Annotated in this window: 23 protein-coding genes; 14 read left to right on the top strand and 9 right to left on the bottom strand. The window is 38.5% G+C overall.

Features of this window, described 5'->3' with window-relative positions:
* Positions 1–239: 239 nt before the first annotated feature.
* Positions 240–419 carry a histone H1 gene (locus BM107_RS17735; protein WP_090985931.1) on the top strand — a complete coding sequence of 60 codons (180 nt, stop codon included), beginning with the start codon at positions 240–242 and terminating at the stop codon, positions 417–419.
* A 166-nt stretch (positions 420–585) separates the two neighbouring features.
* On the opposite strand, the gene BM107_RS17730 is transcribed toward BM107_RS17735, so the two are convergent.
* The 4 genes from BM107_RS17730 to BM107_RS17715 all read right to left on the bottom strand — a co-directional run bounded on the left by BM107_RS17730 (position 586) and on the right by BM107_RS17715 (position 3,632).
* Positions 586–1,149: a hypothetical protein gene (locus tag BM107_RS17730; protein WP_090985821.1), complete on the bottom strand. Its 564-nt coding sequence runs from the start codon at positions 1,147–1,149 to the stop codon at positions 586–588.
* A gap of 49 nt (positions 1,150–1,198) precedes the next feature.
* Entirely contained in the window at positions 1,199–2,335 is a 1,137-nt protein-coding gene (locus tag BM107_RS17725) for a sensor histidine kinase (RefSeq protein WP_139222304.1), read from the bottom strand.
* 193 nt (positions 2,336–2,528) lie between these two features.
* Entirely contained in the window at positions 2,529–3,257 is a 729-nt protein-coding gene (locus tag BM107_RS17720) for a LytR/AlgR family response regulator transcription factor (protein WP_090985817.1), read from the bottom strand.
* 111 nt (positions 3,258–3,368) lie between these two features.
* Positions 3,369–3,632 (bottom strand): helix-turn-helix domain-containing protein, encoded by a 264-nt coding sequence (locus BM107_RS17715; RefSeq protein ID WP_090985814.1) that lies wholly within the window; start codon positions 3,630–3,632, stop codon positions 3,369–3,371.
* A 610-nt stretch (positions 3,633–4,242) separates the two neighbouring features.
* Here BM107_RS17715 and BM107_RS17710 point away from each other — a divergent pair.
* From BM107_RS17710 to BM107_RS17700, 3 genes are read left to right on the top strand one after another with little or no spacing between them, the layout of a single operon-like run.
* Positions 4,243–4,809: a TlpA family protein disulfide reductase gene (locus BM107_RS17710; protein ID WP_090985812.1), complete on the top strand. Its 567-nt coding sequence runs from the start codon at positions 4,243–4,245 to the stop codon at positions 4,807–4,809.
* A 10-nt stretch (positions 4,810–4,819) separates the two neighbouring features.
* Positions 4,820–8,074: a SusC/RagA family TonB-linked outer membrane protein gene (locus BM107_RS17705; RefSeq protein WP_159435274.1), complete on the top strand. Its 3,255-nt coding sequence runs from the start codon at positions 4,820–4,822 to the stop codon at positions 8,072–8,074.
* Positions 8,075–8,099: 25 nt separating this feature from the next.
* The gene (locus BM107_RS17700; RefSeq protein ID WP_159435273.1) at positions 8,100–9,458 is read left to right on the top strand and encodes a RagB/SusD family nutrient uptake outer membrane protein; all 1,359 of its coding nucleotides are present in this window, start codon (positions 8,100–8,102) and stop codon (positions 9,456–9,458) included.
* Positions 9,459–9,515: 57 nt separating this feature from the next.
* Here the strand turns inward: BM107_RS17700 and BM107_RS17695 are convergent, their stop codons facing one another.
* The 4 genes from BM107_RS17695 to BM107_RS17680 form a co-directional block, all read right to left on the bottom strand.
* Complete coding sequence (locus BM107_RS17695) at positions 9,516–9,902, bottom strand: hypothetical protein (RefSeq protein ID WP_090985806.1); 387 nt, start codon at positions 9,900–9,902, stop codon at positions 9,516–9,518.
* A gap of 107 nt (positions 9,903–10,009) precedes the next feature.
* Positions 10,010–10,447: a MauE/DoxX family redox-associated membrane protein gene (locus BM107_RS17690; RefSeq protein WP_090985804.1), complete on the bottom strand. Its 438-nt coding sequence runs from the start codon at positions 10,445–10,447 to the stop codon at positions 10,010–10,012.
* Positions 10,448–10,583: 136 nt separating this feature from the next.
* Complete coding sequence (locus BM107_RS17685; protein ID WP_090985803.1) at positions 10,584–11,156, bottom strand: cyclic nucleotide-binding domain-containing protein; 573 nt, start codon at positions 11,154–11,156, stop codon at positions 10,584–10,586.
* Positions 11,157–11,303: 147 nt separating this feature from the next.
* Positions 11,304–12,425: a hypothetical protein gene (locus BM107_RS17680; RefSeq protein WP_090985800.1), complete on the bottom strand. Its 1,122-nt coding sequence runs from the start codon at positions 12,423–12,425 to the stop codon at positions 11,304–11,306.
* Between the two features lie 295 nt (positions 12,426–12,720).
* Between BM107_RS17680 and BM107_RS17675 the strand changes: the two genes are divergently transcribed.
* Entirely contained in the window at positions 12,721–12,996 is a 276-nt protein-coding gene (locus tag BM107_RS17675; protein ID WP_090985930.1) for a helix-turn-helix transcriptional regulator, read from the top strand.
* Positions 12,997–13,063: 67 nt separating this feature from the next.
* Here BM107_RS17675 and BM107_RS17670 read toward each other — a convergent pair whose 3' ends face one another.
* Entirely contained in the window at positions 13,064–13,507 is a 444-nt protein-coding gene (locus tag BM107_RS17670; RefSeq protein ID WP_090985798.1) for a hypothetical protein, read from the bottom strand.
* Between the two features lie 1,206 nt (positions 13,508–14,713).
* Here BM107_RS17670 and BM107_RS17665 point away from each other — a divergent pair.
* The 9 genes from BM107_RS17665 to BM107_RS17625 all read left to right on the top strand — a co-directional run bounded on the left by BM107_RS17665 (position 14,714) and on the right by BM107_RS17625 (position 21,320).
* The gene (locus tag BM107_RS17665) at positions 14,714–15,175 is read left to right on the top strand and encodes a plasmid mobilization protein (protein WP_139222303.1); all 462 of its coding nucleotides are present in this window, start codon (positions 14,714–14,716) and stop codon (positions 15,173–15,175) included.
* 247 nt (positions 15,176–15,422) lie between these two features.
* Positions 15,423–16,550 (top strand): relaxase/mobilization nuclease domain-containing protein, encoded by a 1,128-nt coding sequence (locus BM107_RS17660; protein ID WP_090985794.1) that lies wholly within the window; start codon positions 15,423–15,425, stop codon positions 16,548–16,550.
* A 17-nt stretch (positions 16,551–16,567) separates the two neighbouring features.
* A complete protein-coding gene (locus BM107_RS17655; RefSeq protein WP_090985791.1) occupies positions 16,568–17,206 on the top strand; it encodes a ParA family protein in 639 nt (212 codons plus the stop codon).
* A gap of 12 nt (positions 17,207–17,218) precedes the next feature.
* Positions 17,219–17,575 carry a hypothetical protein gene (locus BM107_RS17650; RefSeq protein WP_090985789.1) on the top strand — a complete coding sequence of 119 codons (357 nt, stop codon included), beginning with the start codon at positions 17,219–17,221 and terminating at the stop codon, positions 17,573–17,575.
* Positions 17,572–17,889: a hypothetical protein gene (locus BM107_RS17645; protein ID WP_090985787.1), complete on the top strand. Its 318-nt coding sequence runs from the start codon at positions 17,572–17,574 to the stop codon at positions 17,887–17,889. Before BM107_RS17650 ends, BM107_RS17645 begins: the two co-directional genes overlap by 4 nt.
* A gap of 2 nt (positions 17,890–17,891) precedes the next feature.
* Positions 17,892–18,188, top strand: a complete 297-nt coding sequence (locus tag BM107_RS17640) for a DUF4134 family protein (protein ID WP_090985785.1) — start codon at positions 17,892–17,894, stop codon at positions 18,186–18,188.
* A 69-nt stretch (positions 18,189–18,257) separates the two neighbouring features.
* Positions 18,258–18,566, top strand: a complete 309-nt coding sequence (locus tag BM107_RS17635; RefSeq protein WP_090985783.1) for a DUF4134 domain-containing protein — start codon at positions 18,258–18,260, stop codon at positions 18,564–18,566.
* Between the two features lie 2 nt (positions 18,567–18,568).
* On the top strand, positions 18,569–18,877 hold the full coding sequence (locus BM107_RS17630; RefSeq protein WP_090985781.1) for a plasmid transfer protein: 309 nt from the start codon (positions 18,569–18,571) through the stop codon (positions 18,875–18,877).
* Positions 18,855–21,320, top strand: coding sequence for a TraG family conjugative transposon ATPase (locus tag BM107_RS17625; protein ID WP_090985779.1), 2,466 nt, complete (start codon positions 18,855–18,857; stop codon positions 21,318–21,320). The genes BM107_RS17630 and BM107_RS17625 overlap by 23 nt, the downstream gene beginning before the upstream one ends.
* Positions 21,321–21,331 lie beyond the last annotated feature (11 nt).

The following is a 21,331-nucleotide window of genomic DNA, read 5'->3' as shown; positions in this document are numbered from 1 at the left end:
TTCCAAATCGCCCGGCGGCGGGCTACGCCCGCCCGTTTTTCGGCAGCTGTTTTTGCCCCCCACATTTCAAGGCTAAACAGACTGCCGTGTGAAAAAATCAGTTTACCCGTGATACACATAATAGTGACATTTGTCGGCCGTTGGTTTTTTGGATGAAATGTTTAGTTTTGGCCCTGGAATCAATTCTGAAAGATAAAACAATTAACAGTGAGGTCTTTGACCGCAAAAAAAGAAAAGTAATGGATAAATTCAAAAAAGTACAGGAAGTGATCGCTTCAGTTGAGGCTGATGTTGCAAAATTTTATGACAATGGAAATGCAGCTGCCGGTACACGGGTGCGCAAAGCAATGCAGGACTTAAAGGTTTTAGCTCAGGATATCAGAACTGAAGTAACAGAAAAGAAAAACAGCGAAAAATAAACAATAACTGTTTTGGGATAAAAACCACTGATCAGCATCAGTGGTTTTTTGTTTAGTTAATAAAAACCTTCTTTGTGATATTTAAAATATTGCCAATTTTAGATCATAATCCAGCACGATAATTTGTGAAAATTAGCAATGCAATAGAATGTGGGAAAGCATAATATCATAAAGGATAATTGTAATTCACTTTCTTCTTGGAATATTCGTAGGCATGGTTCTTATCAGCTATGCCAAGTTCATCATAATATTTGTTCGCAGCTAACTTATATGTGTTGAACAGCTTTTTTCTTGATGCAATTTGTGTGGCACTGAACATCCAGCTTTCATCCCCACTAAACCTGAAACAAAGTTCGCTATAGATCTGTGCACGTAAGAGTTTCGCACGTGAATCAAGTATTTTTTCTTTGATTGCCAGCTCAATCATATCTTTTGCTATTGTCAGATTCTCTAAAGTTCCCTTAGTCCTTTGCGCGGGTGCAGCAAGCATCTGGTTATAACTATAATATAACAGTGATCGGTAGAGGAGGGCGGTTGTGTCTTTTGGTGATTTTTTCAGAACCTTATCAAGACTATCGGTAACAGGATTATATTTTCCTTTTGGTGGTACCAGGATAAGCCCATCTTCGACCGTCCGCAAGGTAAAGTTAATTACCCGGGTTGCGGGCAATTGCGCACTTGCAAAAAATGGAAGCAAAAATAAAACGGTGGGTATGATATATTTTTTCATGGTGTGGTGTTTTTTAATGTATTATTGACAGATGGAGGTTCCTGATAAATCAATCTAATAGGGGAGCGATAATCCGTACATCAAATATCCCTTCAGAAGTGCTGTATTCCATTGATGCCTTACTACCATAGATCAGTTTAAGCCGCTGTCTGATATTATCCAGTCCCTTATTCATACTTTGTGACGTTTTTTTTCTATTGAGAAGATTTCTAGAAGTAATTACGATCTGGTCATTTATCAGGCCGATATCAAGATTGGCCGGATTTTCAGGGTCCTGAAAAATACCATGTTTAAAGATGTTTTCTACCAGCGTTACGAGCACCAGTGGAATAAAATTCTTGGATACCAACTCCGCAGGATAAGTAAAATTTATGCATATATCATTTTCAAACCGGGTTTGGTGCAATATAATCAGCCTGTCTATCTGTTCCAGTTCATCCTTTAAAGGGACGGTCTGCTCACTGAACTCACAATTAATGCTGTAACGCATAATATCGGAAAGCTGCATAACCGCTTCTGCTGATTTCGGCAATTTACCATAAACGTCCTGATAGATAAAATTTAAGACATTGAACAGTAGATGGGGATTGATCTGCGCTTTAAGGTATGAGTTTTTCGCGTTTGCCAGTTCTATCTGAAGTTCGCGTTCGGAAAGAATGCTCTGGTAGTATTCCGTTTCCGTTTTCTTACGAACCTCTATCTCTTTTAGATGCACAAGAAAGAGGTAATAAAATCCTGCTGCTCCCATAAAGATCAACGATCTCCATAGCTGGCTGAAAATATACGGTTTACCTATGCTTATTTTGTGATAACTGTACCAAGTGGTTTCTTTCAGAAGATACGTGTCTATGCCATAGCTCGTAAATAGGTAGAAAAAATAGACGGCCCCCAAAAAAGTTGGCAGCTTCCATATCCAATTATTTCTAACCTGAAAAATCCGGTGATACAGCCATAGCGCACATAGATAGAATAAGCCTATGTTCTGTATATAATGATAGATATAACTCTTGGCATCCCCGAATACTCCAGTAGCCAACCCGATTATACCTGTCTCGGCACTGATGAAAAGTGCCCAGCTCAGAAAGTGGATTTTATACCTGGATAGTAAAATCGTAAAGTGCTTCATCACGGCCATAATATAATTTGGTAAAACCTCTAATACTGCTGGTGTAATAACTTCTTTCAAGCTTTAAAACACGGCTAGTTTCATAAAAAAAAAGCTATGAAACGCACCGAAAAGCGGCTGAAGAAAAAAACAGTTTTTGTCTTTAGCTCGGCAGGGAACCGAAATTCCCATGGTACTGATCCGACTACATCAAGTATCCTCATTACTATTACTGGAGGCATCGCAGATGCAAACCGTTAATTGATCAATCTTGCTAAATCCGGCCGGTAAGCAAAGTTTTTTCTTCAAGAAATTTTATGAGACCTTTTTTATAGGTTTCGCCCATTTGAACCTGATGGCCCTGTCCAAGGTTTATCGTATTTCCAACAATTTTCTGGATCTTTCTTGCATTGATTATATGTGATCGATGGACCCTATAAAAAAGATCTTTGCTGAATATTTTTTCAACATCCTTCAATGTCAGATAAACAAGTTGTTCAGTTTTGGAAGTTACCATTGTAACATAATTTTTTGCACCTTCAAAGTACAGGATGTCCTGCTTTTTCAATCGTGTAAGTTTCCCCTTTTCGCCCGTTTTATAAAACTTGATATTTTTTCCAGGTTGTTGCTTTAAGGAGAGTTCGTTCTCCATCACTCCAACAACTATTTGGGTGAATTTGGCTAGTTTGATAGGTTTCAATAAATAGTGTGTAGCCCTAACTTCGAAAGCTTCAAGAGATCGGTCAAATGCACTGGTGAAAATTATCGACCTGACCTTAGGTTTTAGCTCGAGAGCCAGTTCCAGTCCAGTAAGATAGGGCATTTCAATATCTAGAAATATGATGTCGATCTCATCTTCAATACATATTCCGGATAATGCTTCTAGAGGGTTGTTGAATGTTTTGACCAGTTCAAGATTGGGAATAGAACTGATATAAGTGGTGAGTAGCAAAATGGCATGGCGTTCATCATCAATGATGACGCATCTGATTTTGTTTTTCATAAGCGGTAGTTTGGGATGGTTTAATTTTTCTTTTATTTCATTGATTTAGTTTTACTGATTAAACAATAAGGATAGTCGAAGAGCGGTTTAATTTACAATTTAAATGATCATTTATTTAGGGTAAATTCGTTCCAGGTCTCCTGCGAACGGTTCATCAGGGAAAAAATCCTTTATGGAACATTCCAAGATTTCGGCAATTTTATTTAAATGGTTTAAATTGTATTTATCATCGGTTTTCGTACTCTCAACGTTTCCAACAAATTTTCCGCTCAGCCCCATTTCAAGCGATAATTGCTTTTGACCATACTTCTTTAAAAGCCTGATTTCCCTCACTTTATCAATTACAAACTGCTCTATTTCAGACGCTTTACCCATTTTGACTAAGTAAAGAATAAACAAAAAAATGTTTGCCCTACTATAGTAGGGTTTTTGATATTTTTCGTATATTTGAGATATATTAATTAGGTATTAATAAGAGTCTTGCGGTCGCAATTTCTGACGCCGTGACGTAGGACAGCAGTTTAATACCCATATCTATGTGTAGAAATCAATATATTTGTATTTCGAAATAGATGTGGGAACTGCTGTAATTCCGTGTCACTTAAGGCGTCAGAAACTTTATTGCACCACGGTTGGTAGTTCTCACATTTATTGAACTCAATCACCAAGACTCGTATAACCAATACGAGGATGAAAATAGACAATCACAATTCAGAACTAACTAACCATTGTTTTAAGAATGGATTGTATGGTTTTGTCCTCTATTTTCTAAAATTTTTATTAAATTTTTCAATTGTCTTATGCTACTGTCCCTTTAATAGGATGTATGCATTAAAGCCTAAAAACCCTGAGTGATCCCCCTGTGCCTACAGGAGGCAGTGCTTAATTTAATATAGGTTTAGTATTGGTTCTTGGCCTCCTGTGAGCATTTAATTTTTTCCGGATTCACCGGAAAAGTTTCATTTAATCAACTAACTAACAAATCATGAAAAAAACGATATTATTTATCGCTATGGCTACGCTATGCTTATTTTTTAAAGCTAATGCTCAGCTTAAATACCAACAAAATGTTAAAAATGAAGCCTTTGTAATCGGAGATAAGGTTCCTGATCTTATGTTCGACTCAGTTTACAACCATATTTCGAAAACTTTAAAATTATCGGATTATAAGGGTAAGGCTATTATTCTTGATTTCTGGGGAACATGGTGTAGTACATGCCTTAAATATACTCCCCACATGCAGGAATTTCAAAAGAAATATGGGGATAGGCTAGCCATTATCTTAGTGGATGATGCCAAAAGGGATACTGAGAAAATCCTGATGGACTTTCTGGAAAAAAGAAAAAGTGAGGGCCGGGAAATAACATTACCTATTCTTCTAAAACCAAAAAACACAAGGATATGGTTTCCTCATAATGTATTTCCTCATTATGTATGGATCGGTGCAGATCAACGAATAAAAGCAATTACTGGCCCAGACGAACTGAAGGAAGAAAACATTTCAAGATTAATCGCTGGGTTGAATCTTCATTTACCGGTAAAGGAGAGATAATATGGTAAAGATGAATTTTAGTAATTACAGACTAAGTAATAAAGCACTATGGATCATGGCATTTTTGATGACCCTGCTTTCAGTTTCCTCTGTATTTGCTCAGAATCCCCTGACTCAGGATGGACGCAACATAATAAAAGGCCAGGTGTTTCTTCCAGATGGGAAAGGCGTTAATGTCATTTTGCGCTCTGGTTCAGGCGGTACACGTACTGCAGATTCAACTGGACGTTTTATTGTTGAGTTGAGAAGATTGCCAGATACGTTAAGATTTAATGCAGTCGGATATATTACAGTTAGTAGAATAATCCGAAATCCTGAAGAAAGTAAAAGATATCTCTCAGTTAAAATGGTGCCTGAAATCCGTGATCTTGGTGATGTGCAGATTAGTACAGGTTATCAACGGGTAAGACCTAATGAGGTAAATGGCAGTGTTTCTGTAATCGATGAGAAAAGGTTAAATGCAAGAACGGGAACCAATATTCTGGACAGAATTATAGGTCAGACTTCAGGTGTAACACTGAATGTTGGGAAAGCTAATGGGAACCCACAAAATACAACCGGAATATCCATCCGTGGTCTGGGCACCATCAATGGTCCTCTTGATCCTCTGATCGTGGTTGATGGATTTATATATGAGGGTAATATCAATAACATTAATCCTTTTGATGTTCAGGATATTTCCATTCTTAAAGATGCATCAGCGGCTTCTATTTGGGGTGCAAGAGCAGGAAATGGCGTTATAGTTATCGCTACCAAAAAAGGTCGGTATAATCAGGATATCGTAGTTTCATTCAATGCAAACACGACAGTTAACGAAAAACCCAATTTAGGTTCGTTTAGGACGATGAGCTCGAGTGATTATATAGACGTCGAAAAAATGTTATTTGAAAAAGGGTTTTTTGACAATCGTATTAATACTGGATATCAGGCTTTGACCCCTGTTGTAGAAATATTATTGGCTTTGAGATCTAATAAGTTAACAAATGTAGAGGCTACTAAGCAACTTGATTTATTAAGAAGCAAAGATGTTAGGGATAGCTATCTGAAATCATTTTACAGACACGCCGTAACCCAACAGTATGCATTATCAATAAGGGGGGGAGCTATTAATAATTCTTACTCACTTTCAGCAGGTCATGATCAGACGGTTGATGAAAGCTATTCCTCCACTCAGCGAACTAACTTACGTTTTGCGCATAGTTATAAGGTTAGCTCAAAGCTTACCTTATCAACCAATATCTTACTCACAGCCGCTTCTTTCCAAAATGGAAGACCCGTTTATGGCAGCTTAAGTTCTGCAGGTAGGCAACCGACATATCTGAAATTTGAAGATGAATTGGGTAATGCTATTCCGTTGGCTCAGGTTTATCGGCAAATATATACTGATACTGCCGGCGGCGGTAAATTGTTGGATTGGAAATATTATCCTGCTAATGAATATGAAAATACAATATTTAAACAGAAGCGGAGGGAAATCTATGGATCAATATCATTGAACTATAAAATTCTATCCTTCCTTTCGGCCGATCTTACATACCAGCAGCAGTTTCAGCAGGAAATCTCAACAGATGACTATTCAGTAAACAGTTATTACGCAAGAAATCTTGTTAACAGTTATTCCCAATTAAACAGATCTACAGGTATCGTGAAATATAATATTCCCAAGGGAGGTATATCACGGGTTGCACAGAATAACATTAACTCTGCGACCTACCGATTCCAATTGAATGGAATTAAAAATTTTGGTGTCCATTCTGTTAATATTATTGTCGGCGCAGAGGCGAGAAACAGTGGAACCGATGGTAATACTAATTTATTTTACGGGTATAATGGCGATCCTTTGACATACGGGAACGTAGATTACATTAATAGTTTTCCCAATTTTATTACTGGAAGTACCAATCAGATTAGCTCTGGTGACGTACTCACAAAACTTGATTATCGTTTTATTAGTCTGTACGGAAATGCTGTATATTCTCTGAAAGGAAAATATACAGTATCTGCAAGTGTTAGAAAAGATGGCTCAAATATTTTTGGGGCAAATACCAATGATAAATGGAAGCCTTTGTGGTCAGCTGGATTAGGATGGACTATTTCTGACGAGAATTTTTATAATTTAAGAGAGCTTCCCATACTAAGGCTAACATCAACATTTGGGTATAGTGGCAATGTAGACCTTTCAAGAACGGCATCACCTGTGGGGCTTTATGGTTCTAATGCGATTACTGGACTACCATACGTCAGGATTAGAACGATCAATAATCCCGATCTCAAATGGGAACAGCTTTCCCAGTTAAATATAAAAATTGATTTTGCAACCAGAAAGGATCGAATTAAAGGTTCAATTGCTTATTACATAAAAAGGGGATCTGATCTATATGGACTCACTCCATTCGATTATACGGCTTGGGGCGGAGCCGCTGATGTTACCAGAAATGTGGCTGATATGAAAGGCTATGGTGTAGATGCAGAATTTCATTCCCTCAATGTTCAATCGGGTAATGTTAAATGGGATACGGACCTATATTTTAATTACTCTGAAAATAAAACTGTTAAATATTACAGGCAGAGTGTGACAGGGATATTTGGGCTTTTGGGTGCTGGACAGTCTATTACACCCATTGAGGGAAAACCCTTGTATGCAATAGCAGCATATAAGTGGGCAGGACTCAATTCCAGCGGCCTGCCACAAGGTTACTTAAAGGGAGCCGTAAGTACAGATTATGCTGCAATTTCTGCGGAAGGAAATCTAAATGGCGACAATATCAGGTACATAGGCCCAGCAAGTCCAGTTTACTTTGGCTCTTTGATCAATTCGTTTAATTTCAAGAACATAACTTTATCTTTTAACCTGAGTTATAGGTTTGGGTATTTCGCGCGAAAAGAGACTATTTCCTATAATTCTCTAGTGAATTCTGGAATTGGAAATGCTGATTATGAGAAGCGCTGGCAGAAGCCGGGGGATGAATCGTTCACCAATGTTCCCGCATTTATCTATCCAATAAATGGTCTAAGTGATTCTTTTTACCAAAATTCAGAGGTCAACATAATTCGCGGTGATAATATCCGGTTAGATTATGTCAATCTTGGATATAGGTTCGATGCGGGTAAATGGAGATTTCCGTTTCGAACTTTTGATCTTTTTTTTAATGCCACATCTCTTGGGATAATCTGGAGGGCAAACAAGGATGGTATCGATCCTGATTATGTTGGGCGCATCAACCCATTTGAGGGTTACACATTTGGGATCAGGGGAAGTTTTTAATGCTAAAAATTTTAAAATAAACGTTATGTACAGATTCAGCATATTATTGATACTAGTGGGCATGAACATTTTGTCTGGTTGTGACAAATACCTCGATAAAAAATCTGATGCCAAACTAATCGTTCCAAAAACTGTAGACGACCTCCAGGGAATGCTTGACGATGGCGCTACTATGAACCTGATGAGAACTCCATCTTATGGAGAAAGCGAAGCAGATGATTTTTTTCTACTCCCAACAACACTTAGTGGATTTAACCAGACACTAAGAGACGTATATCTTTGGAAATCTATAGACTATAGATTTGGGAATGACTGGTCAGACGCCTATCTCCCAGTGTATAATTCCAATTTATGTCTTGAGATACTACCCACCATTCCTAGAGATGACTTAAACTCAAAACAGTGGGATAATATTAAAGGATCAGCGCTTTTTTTTAGAAGTTATTATTTTTATTGCTTGACTACAACATTCGGTTTAGCATATAACCCGGCAACTTCAGAAAGGGATCTGGGAATTGTTTTGAGACTATCGTCCGATTTTAATGTCAAATCGGAGCGGGCTACGGTAAAAAAATGCTTAGATAGGGTTATCTCGGATATTGAAGAATCGCTATTGTTATTGCCAAATGTAGGAGAGAATACCTTAAGGCCTTCCAGGGCAGCTGCGTTTGCCTTATTGAGCAGGGTGAAGCTCTACATGGGTGATTACGCTGCCGCATTTAAATATGCCGATGAATGCCTGAAAATAAAGTCAAGTTTGATAGATTATAATTCAGATACTGATTTATTGGGGATTGATCTAAATGTCCCGTTTAAGCGGTTTAATAAAGAAACTATTTTCTACACAGAACTTAACTTCGGATTTTCAATTCATTCAACTTCAAGAGGGAAAATTGATACCCTGTTATACAACTCCTATAGTGCAGATGATCTGCGCAAAAAAGCGTTTTTTAGGCCGAATGGTCAGTATCAGCAATTCAAGGGCAGTTATGCCTCAAGTTCAACAACTTTTTTTAGTGGTTTGGCAACGGATGAGATGATCCTAAATAGAGCAGAGGCGAATGCTTACCTTGGAAATATAGAAGCAGCTTTGACAGATCTGAATTTATTAAGGAAAAAAAGATGGAAGAACTCAGTTCCTTTTATACCTGTCACAGCGATAGGGAAAGTTGATGCACTTTCTAAAGTCAGGGAAGAGCGGCGGAAGGAATTACTTATGAGGAATATTAGATGGGCTGACATCAAAAGATATAACGTGGAAGGTGCTGGGATTACACTTAAGCGGGCATTAAATGGAGTTATATATTCTCTTGAGCCAAATTCCAAGTTTTATGCTTTGCCATTGCCAACTGACATCATTGAGCAGGGATTGCAACAAAATTAGATTAGTTAATTGATAGTGGAAACAGGGCTGGACTGGATAGTCCTGCCCTAGTTTCATTTACTGCTGATTATTGGCGTAAGTCATTGACCCGTCCGAAGACCCGGTTACACGGGCAAGACTGGCTGAACTTAAACCCGCAGTCAGGTTCAAAGTGGATTTTACTGTTGGCGCAGTGTCTGGATTATTCACATAACTACGATCAATAGTGATCTCACAAGCTTTATCATTACCACTGCATTCGTCTTCTGGAGGAGTAGTGCTCCAATTGTTTTCATCCTCAACCTCACTGATAGTGTAAGTTGCTGGACCATGATAATAAAAGGTAAAAGCTTCAAATTTTGAAATTTTACCATTCGCAGCCTTAAATGCAGACTGCGTGAACAAAACTGTTAAACCTAACAGTAATGCGTAGGCTCCAAAGCCTATTTTGCGTAATGTATTCATATTTTAGTAGGTATTTTTTGCTTGAAAAAATATCCAAAAAAGTTTAGTTGAATTATGGTTCAAATTATTGTAATCGATAACAGAAAGGCTTCCAGACTGTAATCATTTCAAATTGCAAATCCTTTTCCTGGCCTCCTTTCTTTAGAATGTATAAAGTAGACGGTTACAATATTTAGCAGGAGAAAGAAAATATTAAATACCAAATGTGTACGCCAGCCCATTGATTTTAAAATGCCACCACAGCTACATGGTGTTTTTATGTAAAATCCACTTAGTATTAATGTTATATATCCGGTAAATGCAATTAATAGAATCGTAGAAAGGTAAAGACCAATTCTTCGCGTTTGCAAGAAGGTCAATAGGGCTGCAGCTATTATCTCTATAAATGGGATTGCCCACTGCAGTATACTGATCATTGTTGATGAAAAATGCTGGAGCCTCAACTGGTGCTTAAAATCCTGGTAATCTATAAGCTTAGATCCTGCAGTGTAAATCCAGAGAATTATTAATAAGCTGGTTGCGATCTTTATATATTGATCTTTCATGATTTGCTTCTTTTTGTAAAGCAAATCTCATAAGTTAAAGTTGGTAAGGCAGCTAACGATAATTAGAAAAAAGCTATCTTTTTAAATAAATAACCTAATCTGCATTAGAAAAATGCCTGAAATGCACATAATTAATTTAGCTTTTATTTTTTAACCCGCTGAGCGTATTGGCATGCATCCCAATAAATGCTGCAATATCATTGACCGGGGCCAATTGAAAAATGTCGGGATGTTTTCTTAACAGGTACTCCAGCCGTTCCTCGCCTTTCAGATGATGTGTGTCAAATGTCTGATGAAAATGTTCCAATATTACTTCATCTAATAAATTTGTAATCAGCTGATTGAATTCGGGAAAGAGTTTAAATAAGTTCTGTGTATGACCTTTAGAAATTACCATAATTGTGGTGTCGTCCAGACCAGAGGTTTCTAGTTTAAAATCATTAAAGTTTTTTTCAATCAAATTCGGGACGATTGACCCTTCGAAATGAAATCTGAGCATTTTTTTTCCTGGATCTAATTTGCTTTCAAGCTCAGTCTTTAATAATCCTCGTCTCACAAATATAATTGGAAAACTATTGCGCAAATTTCCATCAAGCAACTCATTGTTTTTGAGTTTATGGTCTTTTAAAGCAATTCTAAGATAGGCCTTTAGGGCAGAGGAAACATGGCCATAACCTTCAAGATGCTTGCAAAATGTTGTAAAATTCATAAATGTAAAATTATACAACATGAAGCCTACCGGTCAAGTGGTAGAATTTACCACCCCCACCACCTGCCTGTTAATTCGTACTAGAACGCAATAAAATTTATTTCTACAGACATAATTTTTAGCAAGCTGGAGCAGTTTTTAATAAGTTTAGTATTTTTCTTGAGCGATCGCAAGCATTCTTGCCAATTTTTCAGATACTCTACGGATATCTTCAGGATTATGTACGTAATACCCATTGCTAAAACTTTTTTCTGAAATTTCAGGCTTTTCAGCAGTGCTTACATGTGATATGACATACTGATGTATGCGTGTCGCCTTTTGCTCTATGATAATTCCAGCCTCAACATTCAGAAAGATATAAAAGGCCAATTGCTTTACTGATAGTGACACTTTGTATGTTGAATCCAAGAGTCCGGAATTTACCAGTTCAGTATTTATAAAATCTAATTCTTTTAGAAACTCAAGCTCAGAATCAAACAATTTTAAGAGCGAATCTTTTATTGCTTCAGAGAAAGGCGAATATAGGGAAACAGCAAATGCAGGGATCTGAATTAGGGATTTACGCATGTAAATTAGTTCCCGGTAGTGATCAGATATTGCTGATAGGCTATTGAGTTTTTCGATAACAACTGTGTGGCAGAATTCGTAGAAACGGGGATGGTTGAACTGTCTTGAAATAAGCCTTCCAATGATAGCTTCTTCTGAAAGCTGGGTATCATTGTTGTCGCAAAGATAATTTATAAGCTCTAAATTAAATGAAATCCACTTATAAGTCGTAGTGCCTGATAGCTTAAGATAAAGAGTATCTCTGATAATTCCTTTTAGATCCTGACTGATTTCAAGATAATTTATATAATGTAGAGCAGCATCAATTTTTTCCTGATTTTCCTGCTGATACTTTTCCATTGCTGAGGTTGATGGCTGAATCGAAAGATCAAATTCTAAAGGATAGTATTTCCATAGATAATTTAAGAGTTCTTCAAGTGAAAACAACATAACTTCTAACAGCTTGCGATGATCTTCACTTTCAATCCCTTGTTTCAAAACATCCTCAATCTGGTTTATCATTCTGCCAATGGATGTTAACTGTAGATGAATAAAATCTTGTAAACCGCATTTGCTCTCCGGTACACAGGAATGAATTTTTTGTTTTAATCTGTTTACCTCATTCAAAATATCAGATTCACTATTGTCTTCTGGTGCAAACGCTATTGATTTATTCGTTATTGAATCAATTATCTGATAGAGATAGCCGAGTTCGATATTCATGGATGAGAATGCATTTAGGTTATAAAAACCTAAAATTATCTGATACTTCTAATAATTGAAATTGTTTTACACCAGGGATAATGGTAGAAGTTTAGAAGGTAATTATTGCCGTGACGAACAGACTTTCAAGCTCTATAATTAATTTTCAAGATTTCTGTTTTAGATCAAAATTAGTGGGGGGTGGTAATTTCTACCACCTTTCTAGAACTTGACGTATTAGACATAGTTTCTTCTTTTTGTAACAAAAATTGGTTATAAAAATAAAGGTTTTTTTCTGAAACTAATGGAACTTAATATGGAAAAATTGAATGCAATCCTTGACGTCTTGCTGAAAATTTATGAAATTATGCAACTTATATATTCCAAGTCCTATGGCAACCTAACACTGCCCGAGGATCAAATGCTAACGCGGCTTGAAGTGATGGAGTATCTTGGGATAAGTGATAGTACTTACAAGAGAAAGGTCAGGAAAGGAATTTTAAAACCCAGCAAGCTTCCCGGTGGAGATAGATTCTACAAAAGTGAACTGCAAGAGGAATTCCTGGAAAGTAAAAGGAGGGGGCGGGTATAAGTAACTACGTATCAGTTGAGAAAGTTCTTAAGTTTGAGGCGAGATCTAGCTAGGTGGTAATCCTAGATTATTCGTCGTTAAGCAATTTTTCCAGTGCGCCCTTGAGTTCTGGCTCTTTATCAAATTCTCTTTTTACCAAAGCCAACAGGCCGGTAGAATAGTCAAGGTAATATGTTTCAAATTCCTGTAAGTTTTTAAAGCGATCAGTGAATCCATTCACGATGGAAAAAAGGTTTGAGTATAAAGGTTCACCCATTGAAACGAGTATTTTTGAGATATGATCGGTCGCCTGGATAAAATAAAGGGTCTGTCTATAATTTAAGGTTGCCTCACCGTTATAAAGCTGTTCGTTAAGTTCATCCTGCTTATCTAGAATTTCATAGGTGGTAACAACTACCACACCTTGTTTAGATCCGGAAATAATATTGGTGTTTTGCAGAATCTTAAGGGTGATATAGCCGTATTCCCAATCATCCCTTCCTTTTTCAAAACGTAGTCTGAATGTACCCATAACATTTAATTATAGATTAAATAATTTTCCCTTCGTATTAAAGTAGAAAAGCCATATTGTTATATAGTAACCTTCAGATGCAATATAAAAAAAATATAGATCAAATGCGCGCGTTTGTTAGCATCAAGCTTTGTCTTTTTCACTTTCCATCCATGGTTTTTATTAGCCTAATTCTTCCAGAATAATCAGTTTGAATAGATCCTTGGCATCCGTGAATAGCGGATCAAAATGAATATATCTGACATTCTAAAGAGCTAATTTTATTAGCTGTGGCTAAGGTTTGAAAAATTTATAAGCTTATGATATCAATCAATTTATGCACTTAGCACTGCGATTTAAAAAGGTCCACTTACCGAATTCTTGATGATCTATTCCCAGTTTACCTCGGCCACAATGTTAATTACAGGTTATGGCACGACGGGGAAAAAGAACTTTTAGGTCACTTTAGGTTCATTTAGCGGCCAATTTAGGCCAATTCAGGTCAAAAATTTTATCACTCTAAATTACTGGATACGTTTGGTCAATGAAACGGAATAACCCGTTTTGCCACTAACGAAATAACTAGAGAGCAAATGCCCTGCTTAGTGAGATTCGTCAGAATCGATCAAGTTGAGCATTGCTTTTATGGAAGCTGTTTTTATAGCTGCTTTCGATATTAGTTCTATCTGCCGTTGGCAGATAGATAGGTGCATAGCATCGGTTCTTTGAAATTGTGGGATGAAGCATTTTTCCGTGAGGAACGGAAAATTCTTGCGAAGTTGAGATTGTATCAATAATACGAAAGCGCAGAGGCAGGCGACGGCCAGGTCCGTATGGACTTACGTGAGTAATCCCGGTATACCGTTTTTAAAAACTTTGTTTTTTGTTTTAGTTTTTAGTTTAGGTAGGAGGGGCCATCTGGCCCCTTTTTTTGTGTCTTGATTTTAAGAATCATTCGCTGGTCCCGGAATTTGGACGCCTCAAGTATGTTTGGGCTTCAAATTCATGCAATACGGATTTATGTTAAAGTAAGACCTATCAATCTAGGAAATGATGATGTCAAATCAGATCAGCTAAAGTTGTGCGCCATCTTAGTGATCACCTAATACTGCTGGTTTGGTTTGCCATTAAAATCTTAGTTTTTTTATACCCGCAAGATGTCTTTTTGTCTGACAATAATCCTGTGGATTATTCCCACAAAAAGAATCTTGCCCCATAGCGGAGCTATTGGGGGCTGAGAAAACTCGCAACTCATTTTCTCTTTTAGATGATATCAGGATGGAAAGAAAGAACAAACAGGTTGGTCGGCCTTTTCTCAAAGACGGTAAGAGAAACAAAAGGTTGAGCGTGCGGTTTTCGGAGGAAGAATTTATCTTCATTTTATCCCTTGAAAAACTTCTTGGGCTAAAGAGGACTGATATAATCAGAAAACGAGTGCTTGAAGTTAACGTAGCCCTAATTTTTGACGGGCGTTCAGTTTTAGCCAGCATTGATCAGATAGGACTTGAACTTTCCAGAACCGGAAATAATATTAATCAGCTTGCCAAGTATGCAAATATATTAAACAAGCAGCGGGTGCTCTCCCCGGTAATTTTTACACGGTATAGTAAAGAACTTGATAAGCATTCTCTTCTTTTAAAAAATCTTAACCTGGAAATAAAAAAAATATTAAAGTTGATGGGGAGCTAAACTGATGTAAAGTTACCGGACTACTTCTATAACTCGTTAGCCTATTACCTAGTTATGCTGTTAGCAAGTTCAACAGTAGCTGTATAGCTATTTCGTCGCATACTTTGATCTCTGGTTATGACTGTAGCTCAAAAGCTTGCGATACTGCTAACAGGTTTCAACCAGAACGGCATAACTATGATGCCAGTTACAGTGATTTGTAGTAATTCTGTGATCTGGTGAGCAGGTTACCTAGTTCCTAAATTTTATGATCGTAAAGATACTTGGCTCTTCTGCTACTTTCGCCGGGGTAAGATATAACCATGAGAAGATGCGTTCCGGAAAGGGGGAACTTTTAAAGGTCAGAAATTTCGGAAGCCTAATGGGGCTGGACAAAATTGGTTCACAGGATTATATCAACTATCTCAAAGCTGTATCATCTGTTAACAAAAGGGTGAGTAAGCCCCAGTTTCATGCGGTAATCTCTGCTAAGGGCAAAACGGTTTCGAAAGAAGAACTTTTGGATACAGCAGGAAAGTGGCTTGCGGAAATGGGTTATGGACAGAATCCATATCTCATCATTTTTCACAATGATACAGAGAATAATCATGTTCACATTGTATCTACCCGAATTGATAAGTGTGGTAAAAAGATTTCCTCGGCGTTTGAGAAAATCCGTTCAGTACGAGCGCTATCCACCGTCTGCAAAAAACAAAAGTCCAATATTAAAAATTTAGAAAATTTTTTTCACTACCGACATTCTACCGTTGCCCAGATGAGGACATTACTTGAAAAAGTGGGGTTTGAAGTCCGGATAGAAAAAGATCTTTTCCAGATACTAAATTATGGGAAGAGCGTCCGTGAATTTAAGCTGGCAGATATTGAAAATAACTGTGATCAGTATTGTACTGATAAAAAAAGAGCACAACAATTAAAAGCTATTTTCAAAAAAGTACTTTCAGTGGATATACAGGGGAATTATGAAGTCTCGCAAACGGATGATCTCAGCTCAAAATTGGAGCTCCTTTCAAAAATGATGCGCAAGAGATCTGGAATTGAGCTGGAGTTTCATTCTAAAGATGCGAAGCATCCATACGGATATACCATAATTGATCATACCAACAGATCAGTAATGAAAGGATCTGAAGTAATGCCCATTAGGGAGATACTGAATGGCCTGTCTACGAATAATCAGATTCAATCTGAACCTGTCGAATATAGAATATCCTTTTCAGATCCCAGGATTGAGGTTGATTATATTCTTTCCGAGTTGGAGGGTGGAGGCTTAATAGAAGAGGCTGTAAGGGAGATTGAACTTAAAGATGATGTTGATGACGAGGCTATCCATGGTCGTAACCGTCAGCGGAAGGGCAAAGCCCGAACGAATACACGTTAAACTTAAAATATTATTTTATGCTGATTATTATTGGAAACCAAAAGGGTGGAGCGGGGAAAAGTACGCTCACTCTATTACTGGCTAACTTTCTAACGCTAGTTAAAAAGCGGAAGGTAACCGTTATCGATATGGACTACCAGCAGTCGCTGGCCCAAAAATATGAAAAGACCAAGGCTGCTGAAAACCCGGAAAACTATGAAATTATTGCGGCAGGTCTGGAACATTTTCCTTCTATGTACACAGTTCTCAGCAAAAGCAGAGAGCATATCGTAATTATCGATCTACCCGGGAAGCTTGATGATGATGGGCTGATCCCTGTATTCAGCGCCGCAGATCTGATCCTTTGTCCTTTTGCCTACGATGAGTTCAGTTTTGATTCAACTGTGTTGTTCTCCGTCGTGCTTAAGAAGATCAATCCAAGCGGACAACTGGTATTTATCCCGAATAGGATCAAGGGAAATGTAAGGTATGATACTGCCTCTGATGTAGAAACCCAGCTTTCCAAATTCGGAAAAATCACCCCGGTGATTTCTGACCGCGTAGATTTCCAACGGACGGACACGTTTCAGACACCGTTATCCCTTTACCCCGTCATTCTTCCGGTATTTGATCAGATCTATTCGGATCATATTGAAGAGACTGCATCCAAAATATAAAAAATAGCAGATATGAAAGTAGAGATAACAACAATGGCTGATGCGCTGAGAAAAACCATCAGCCCCCAGAATGTAAATCTATCAAATAAAGACCCTGTAATAAAAGCAAAAAAGCCCGATGTTGAGAAAAAAGCTACAAATAAAGAGACACTAATTATTGAGCTTATCCGGGAATTTGATTGTACCGGTAATACGCACATGTTACACCCAAGGCTAAACCGCCACACCGTGCAGTTGCTCAACCGGCTCAAGCTGGCCTCTGGTATTGATATGAACAAAGTGATAGCATTTGCGCTTCATAGACTCTTCGATCAGCATCCGGAAATTAAAAAGTTTATTAAAACATCGTTAGAAAATTTTGAACTATGACTTGGATACAATTTCTTTCCTGGCTATTATGCATCTATGCATTTTATTATTCCGGGCTTATCGCTTTCGATCTTTCGAGAAACAGGAAGCTGGCAGATACAGAGAACCGAAGTGAAACAACTGTCATAATTGATCTTCCTATTGCTGAAAAGGTATCGCTCAAGGAAATCGAAGATGAAGAAATCGATTATTTCCTAGGTGATGGAGAAATGGAAGAGCCTCCCATTGTTTTTTCTGGAGGGGTATCGATAAAGGAGCTTTTTGCCCTGGCGCGTTCCGAGTCTATCGAGTACACTTCTTCAGTATCCTTCTGATCATGAGATATATAGTTTTTTTGACCGTGGTCGTTTGCATATTGATTTTGACAAGGGCTATGGCGCAACCTGGTATTGCAGAGATGGGAGAGGCAAGGAGTTTCATCAGGGAGTCGTTTTTTTCCATGTCCGATCTATCCTACGTACTGGCTGCTCTTATTTCCATAATAGGCGCAGTACATGTTTACCATAAAATGCAGATGGGAAAGGATGTAAGTGCTGACATTCCTGCTTGGTTCTTTTCCGCACTCTTTATTATAGTAATCAATATTGTTCTGGTCCATGTTTTCGGACTCTGATCCACATTCTTGTAACCGCTAACGGCGGTTTTTTTATTTCCCAATAATTCACAATTAAAATCCAATCAAATGAGAAAGATCAAAAATCTAAGGTTCATCATTTTTCTGTACCTGTGCACAATCAATGGGTATGTTATGGCACAGAGTGGGGTTAACGGTTTGAATACTGCAACCAGCACGCTTAAGACCTATGTAGATCCGGCGACTAATATTGCCCTTGTGATCGGTGGACTGGTCGGTATTGTAGGTGGCATCCGCGTATATTCCAAGTGGAACAGCGGTGATCAGGACATTAACAAGGAGCTGATGGGTTGGGGAGGCTCCTGTCTCTTTCTAGTTCTATCCTCCCTTATCGTGAAGGCGTTTTTCGGGCTGTAACAATGGAAAGGCTTTTTCCGGTCTACAGGGGACTACAGCGGCCCTTGACCTACAAAGGTTTTAAGGGGCGTTTTATTTATTGGGGCGTAGGCATCCTATTACTCTCGTTAGTTATTGGTGCGCTAAGTATGGCACTTATCAATATGTATGTGGGGGCGGTAATTATGCTCACGCTAATCTTAGGTGGTTTTTTTTACATCGGTATCCAGCAGAAAAAGGGACTTCACAACAAAACCCGATCTATTGGGATCTATCTCCAGACCAACCATCTTTCAAAAATCAATCTTTATGGTAAGACAAAAAGAATTTAGGGTACCCTATTTAGGGATCGATATCGGTGCAGAGCTGGATATTTTATATGGACTCAACGGAGAATTTTCCGTGTTGATCGATATTACCAATCCAGTGCTCAGGTTTGGTGGAGACCCCCGGGCTTATGATAATTTTCATGAGATTTTCACCAATCTTGCCCGGGTGATCGGTGAAGGCCATGTCCTCCAGAAGCAGGATATTATTTATAGGGCCGAATATGAATATAAAGTTGCAAAAGAATATCTTCAGGACAGTTACAACCGGCACTTTGAAGGAAGGCCATATGTCAAGCTCCAAACGGTGCTCACCATTACCAGACAGGTAAAAAAAGGGGCATTGTTTGTACACGATAAAAAATCGCTTGCTGAGTTTAAGGTAACTGTTGCCAAGGTTATCGGTATGCTTGACAGTTCCGGTATGGTGCCGAGGGCAATGAGGGAAAGAGAGATCAATATGTTTATCATGAAGATCATGGCGATGCAGTTCGGGGAAGAAAGTATTTCGCTGGACAATTATAATCCTACGGATACCGAAGTAAATATCGGAACGCGTTCTTTCCGCTGTGTACCGCTGATCAATATCGACCAGGTTGATCTGCCTGCGATGCTTCCGACATTTGGAAAGCTATCGGATAAAGAAAGCTTAAAGGGATTTCCAACGGATATCCTTTCTTTTCTTTTTAAAGTGCCAAACTGCTCCAATATTCTTTATAACCAGGTCTTCGAAATCCCTTCGCAGACTACAACTGTCCGGCAGATGGAGCTTAAGCGGAAACGGCACAGCGGAATACCAGACCCTGCGAATAATCTTTGCGTAGAAGATATTTCTTTATTGCTGGACGAGGTTGCAAGGGATGGCAGGTTAATCATCAACGCACATTTTAATATTATTGTATGTGCAGAAAAAACACTGCTCAACAGGGCTTATAACTATATCGAAAGCGCGCTGTTCCGGGCCGGGATTATCCCTAGCAGGAATGCATATAACCAGCTTGAGCTGTTCAGGACGGCGCTCCCTGGCAATGCTGCTGAACTCCGGAAGTATGACTGGTTTCTAACCACTGCTGAAGCAGCGATATGTCTTTTTTTGAAGGAAAGCCTACCCAGGGACGAGAAGTCAGGATTTCTGGTCCGTTTTACTGACAGGTCTGGAATCCCGATCGCTATTGATCTTGCGGATCTGCCGATGTCTTCCGGAAGGATCACAAACCGGAATAAATTCGTTCTTGGTCCGTCTGGTACAGGTAAGTCCTTTTTCATGAATTCCCTGATGGAACAGTATCTGTTATATAATATGGATACCGTGGTCATTGATACAGGTCACTCATATTCAGGGCTGTGCCATTATGCCGGTGGCAGGTATATCACCTATAGCGATGATAGTCCAATTACGATGAATCCTTTTGCTATTAGTGAGGAAGAATATAACATCGAAAAGAAGGAATTTATCCTAGTACTGATCCTAGTCTGTTTAAAGGGGCCTGAGGGGGATGCCAGCCAGCTGGAAAGGGATGTGATTTCTGAAGTGATTACTTCCTATTATGCCAAATGGTTTTCGATGGGAGAATCTTCAGGGATCAAAAAGCTCAACTTTGATTCTTTCTATGCTTATGCAATTGAAAAGATCCCGCTGATTATGAAAGAGAATACCGTGCCTTTTGATTTTGAGGCTTTCCGGTTCATCCTGCGAAAGTTCTGCAGTGGTGGCGAATTTGGTACTATACTCAACGAGGATGCGGATAAATCCCTCCTCAAGGAGCGTTTGATTGTCTTCGAAATTGACAGCATTAAGGAAAATGCCTTACTTTTTGCAATTGTCACGCTCAATATAATGGACATTTTCATCCAGAAAATGCGTTACCGGAATTTTCAGCGGAAATCATTGGTCATCGAAGAAGCTTGGAAAGCCATTTCATCACCCCTAATGGTAGGCTTTCTGGTCTATGTAGATAAAACGGTCAGAAAATTTTGGGGGGAACTGATATTGGTTACCCAAGATCTTGCCGATGTTGTAGGTAATGCAATAGTAAAAGATACGATTGTAAGCAGTTCTGATACCGTAATTCTGCTAGACCAAGCCAAATTTCGGGACAATTATGATGAAATTGCAGCAATGCTCTCTATTTCTAAAAGTGAAAGGAACAAGATTTTTAGTGTCAATCAACTGGACAACCGTGAAGGCCGAAGCCCCTTCAAGGAAGTGTATATCAGAAGGGGCGACATTGGAGAGGTTTATGGTGTAGAGGCTTCGCTTCCCCAATACCTGACCTATACCACCGAGAAACCTGAAAAACTAGCGGTGGAAAACTATCTAGCAAGGTTCGGTTCCTATCCTGATGCGCTCGAAGCCTTTATTGGTGATTTTAAAGGTTCCGGACTTTCCCTTGGTGATTTCGTTAAACGGGTCAACTCGGGTGCGTCTGGATTATTAACAAACGCTTAAACAACTTAAAA

Source organism: Pedobacter suwonensis (assembly GCF_900111825.1).
In the GTDB taxonomy this organism is placed as follows: Bacteria; Bacteroidota; Bacteroidia; order Sphingobacteriales; family Sphingobacteriaceae; genus Pedobacter; species Pedobacter suwonensis.
The sequence above is the reverse complement of the archived record's forward strand: the minus strand, read 5'-3'. Positions and strand labels throughout refer to the sequence as shown.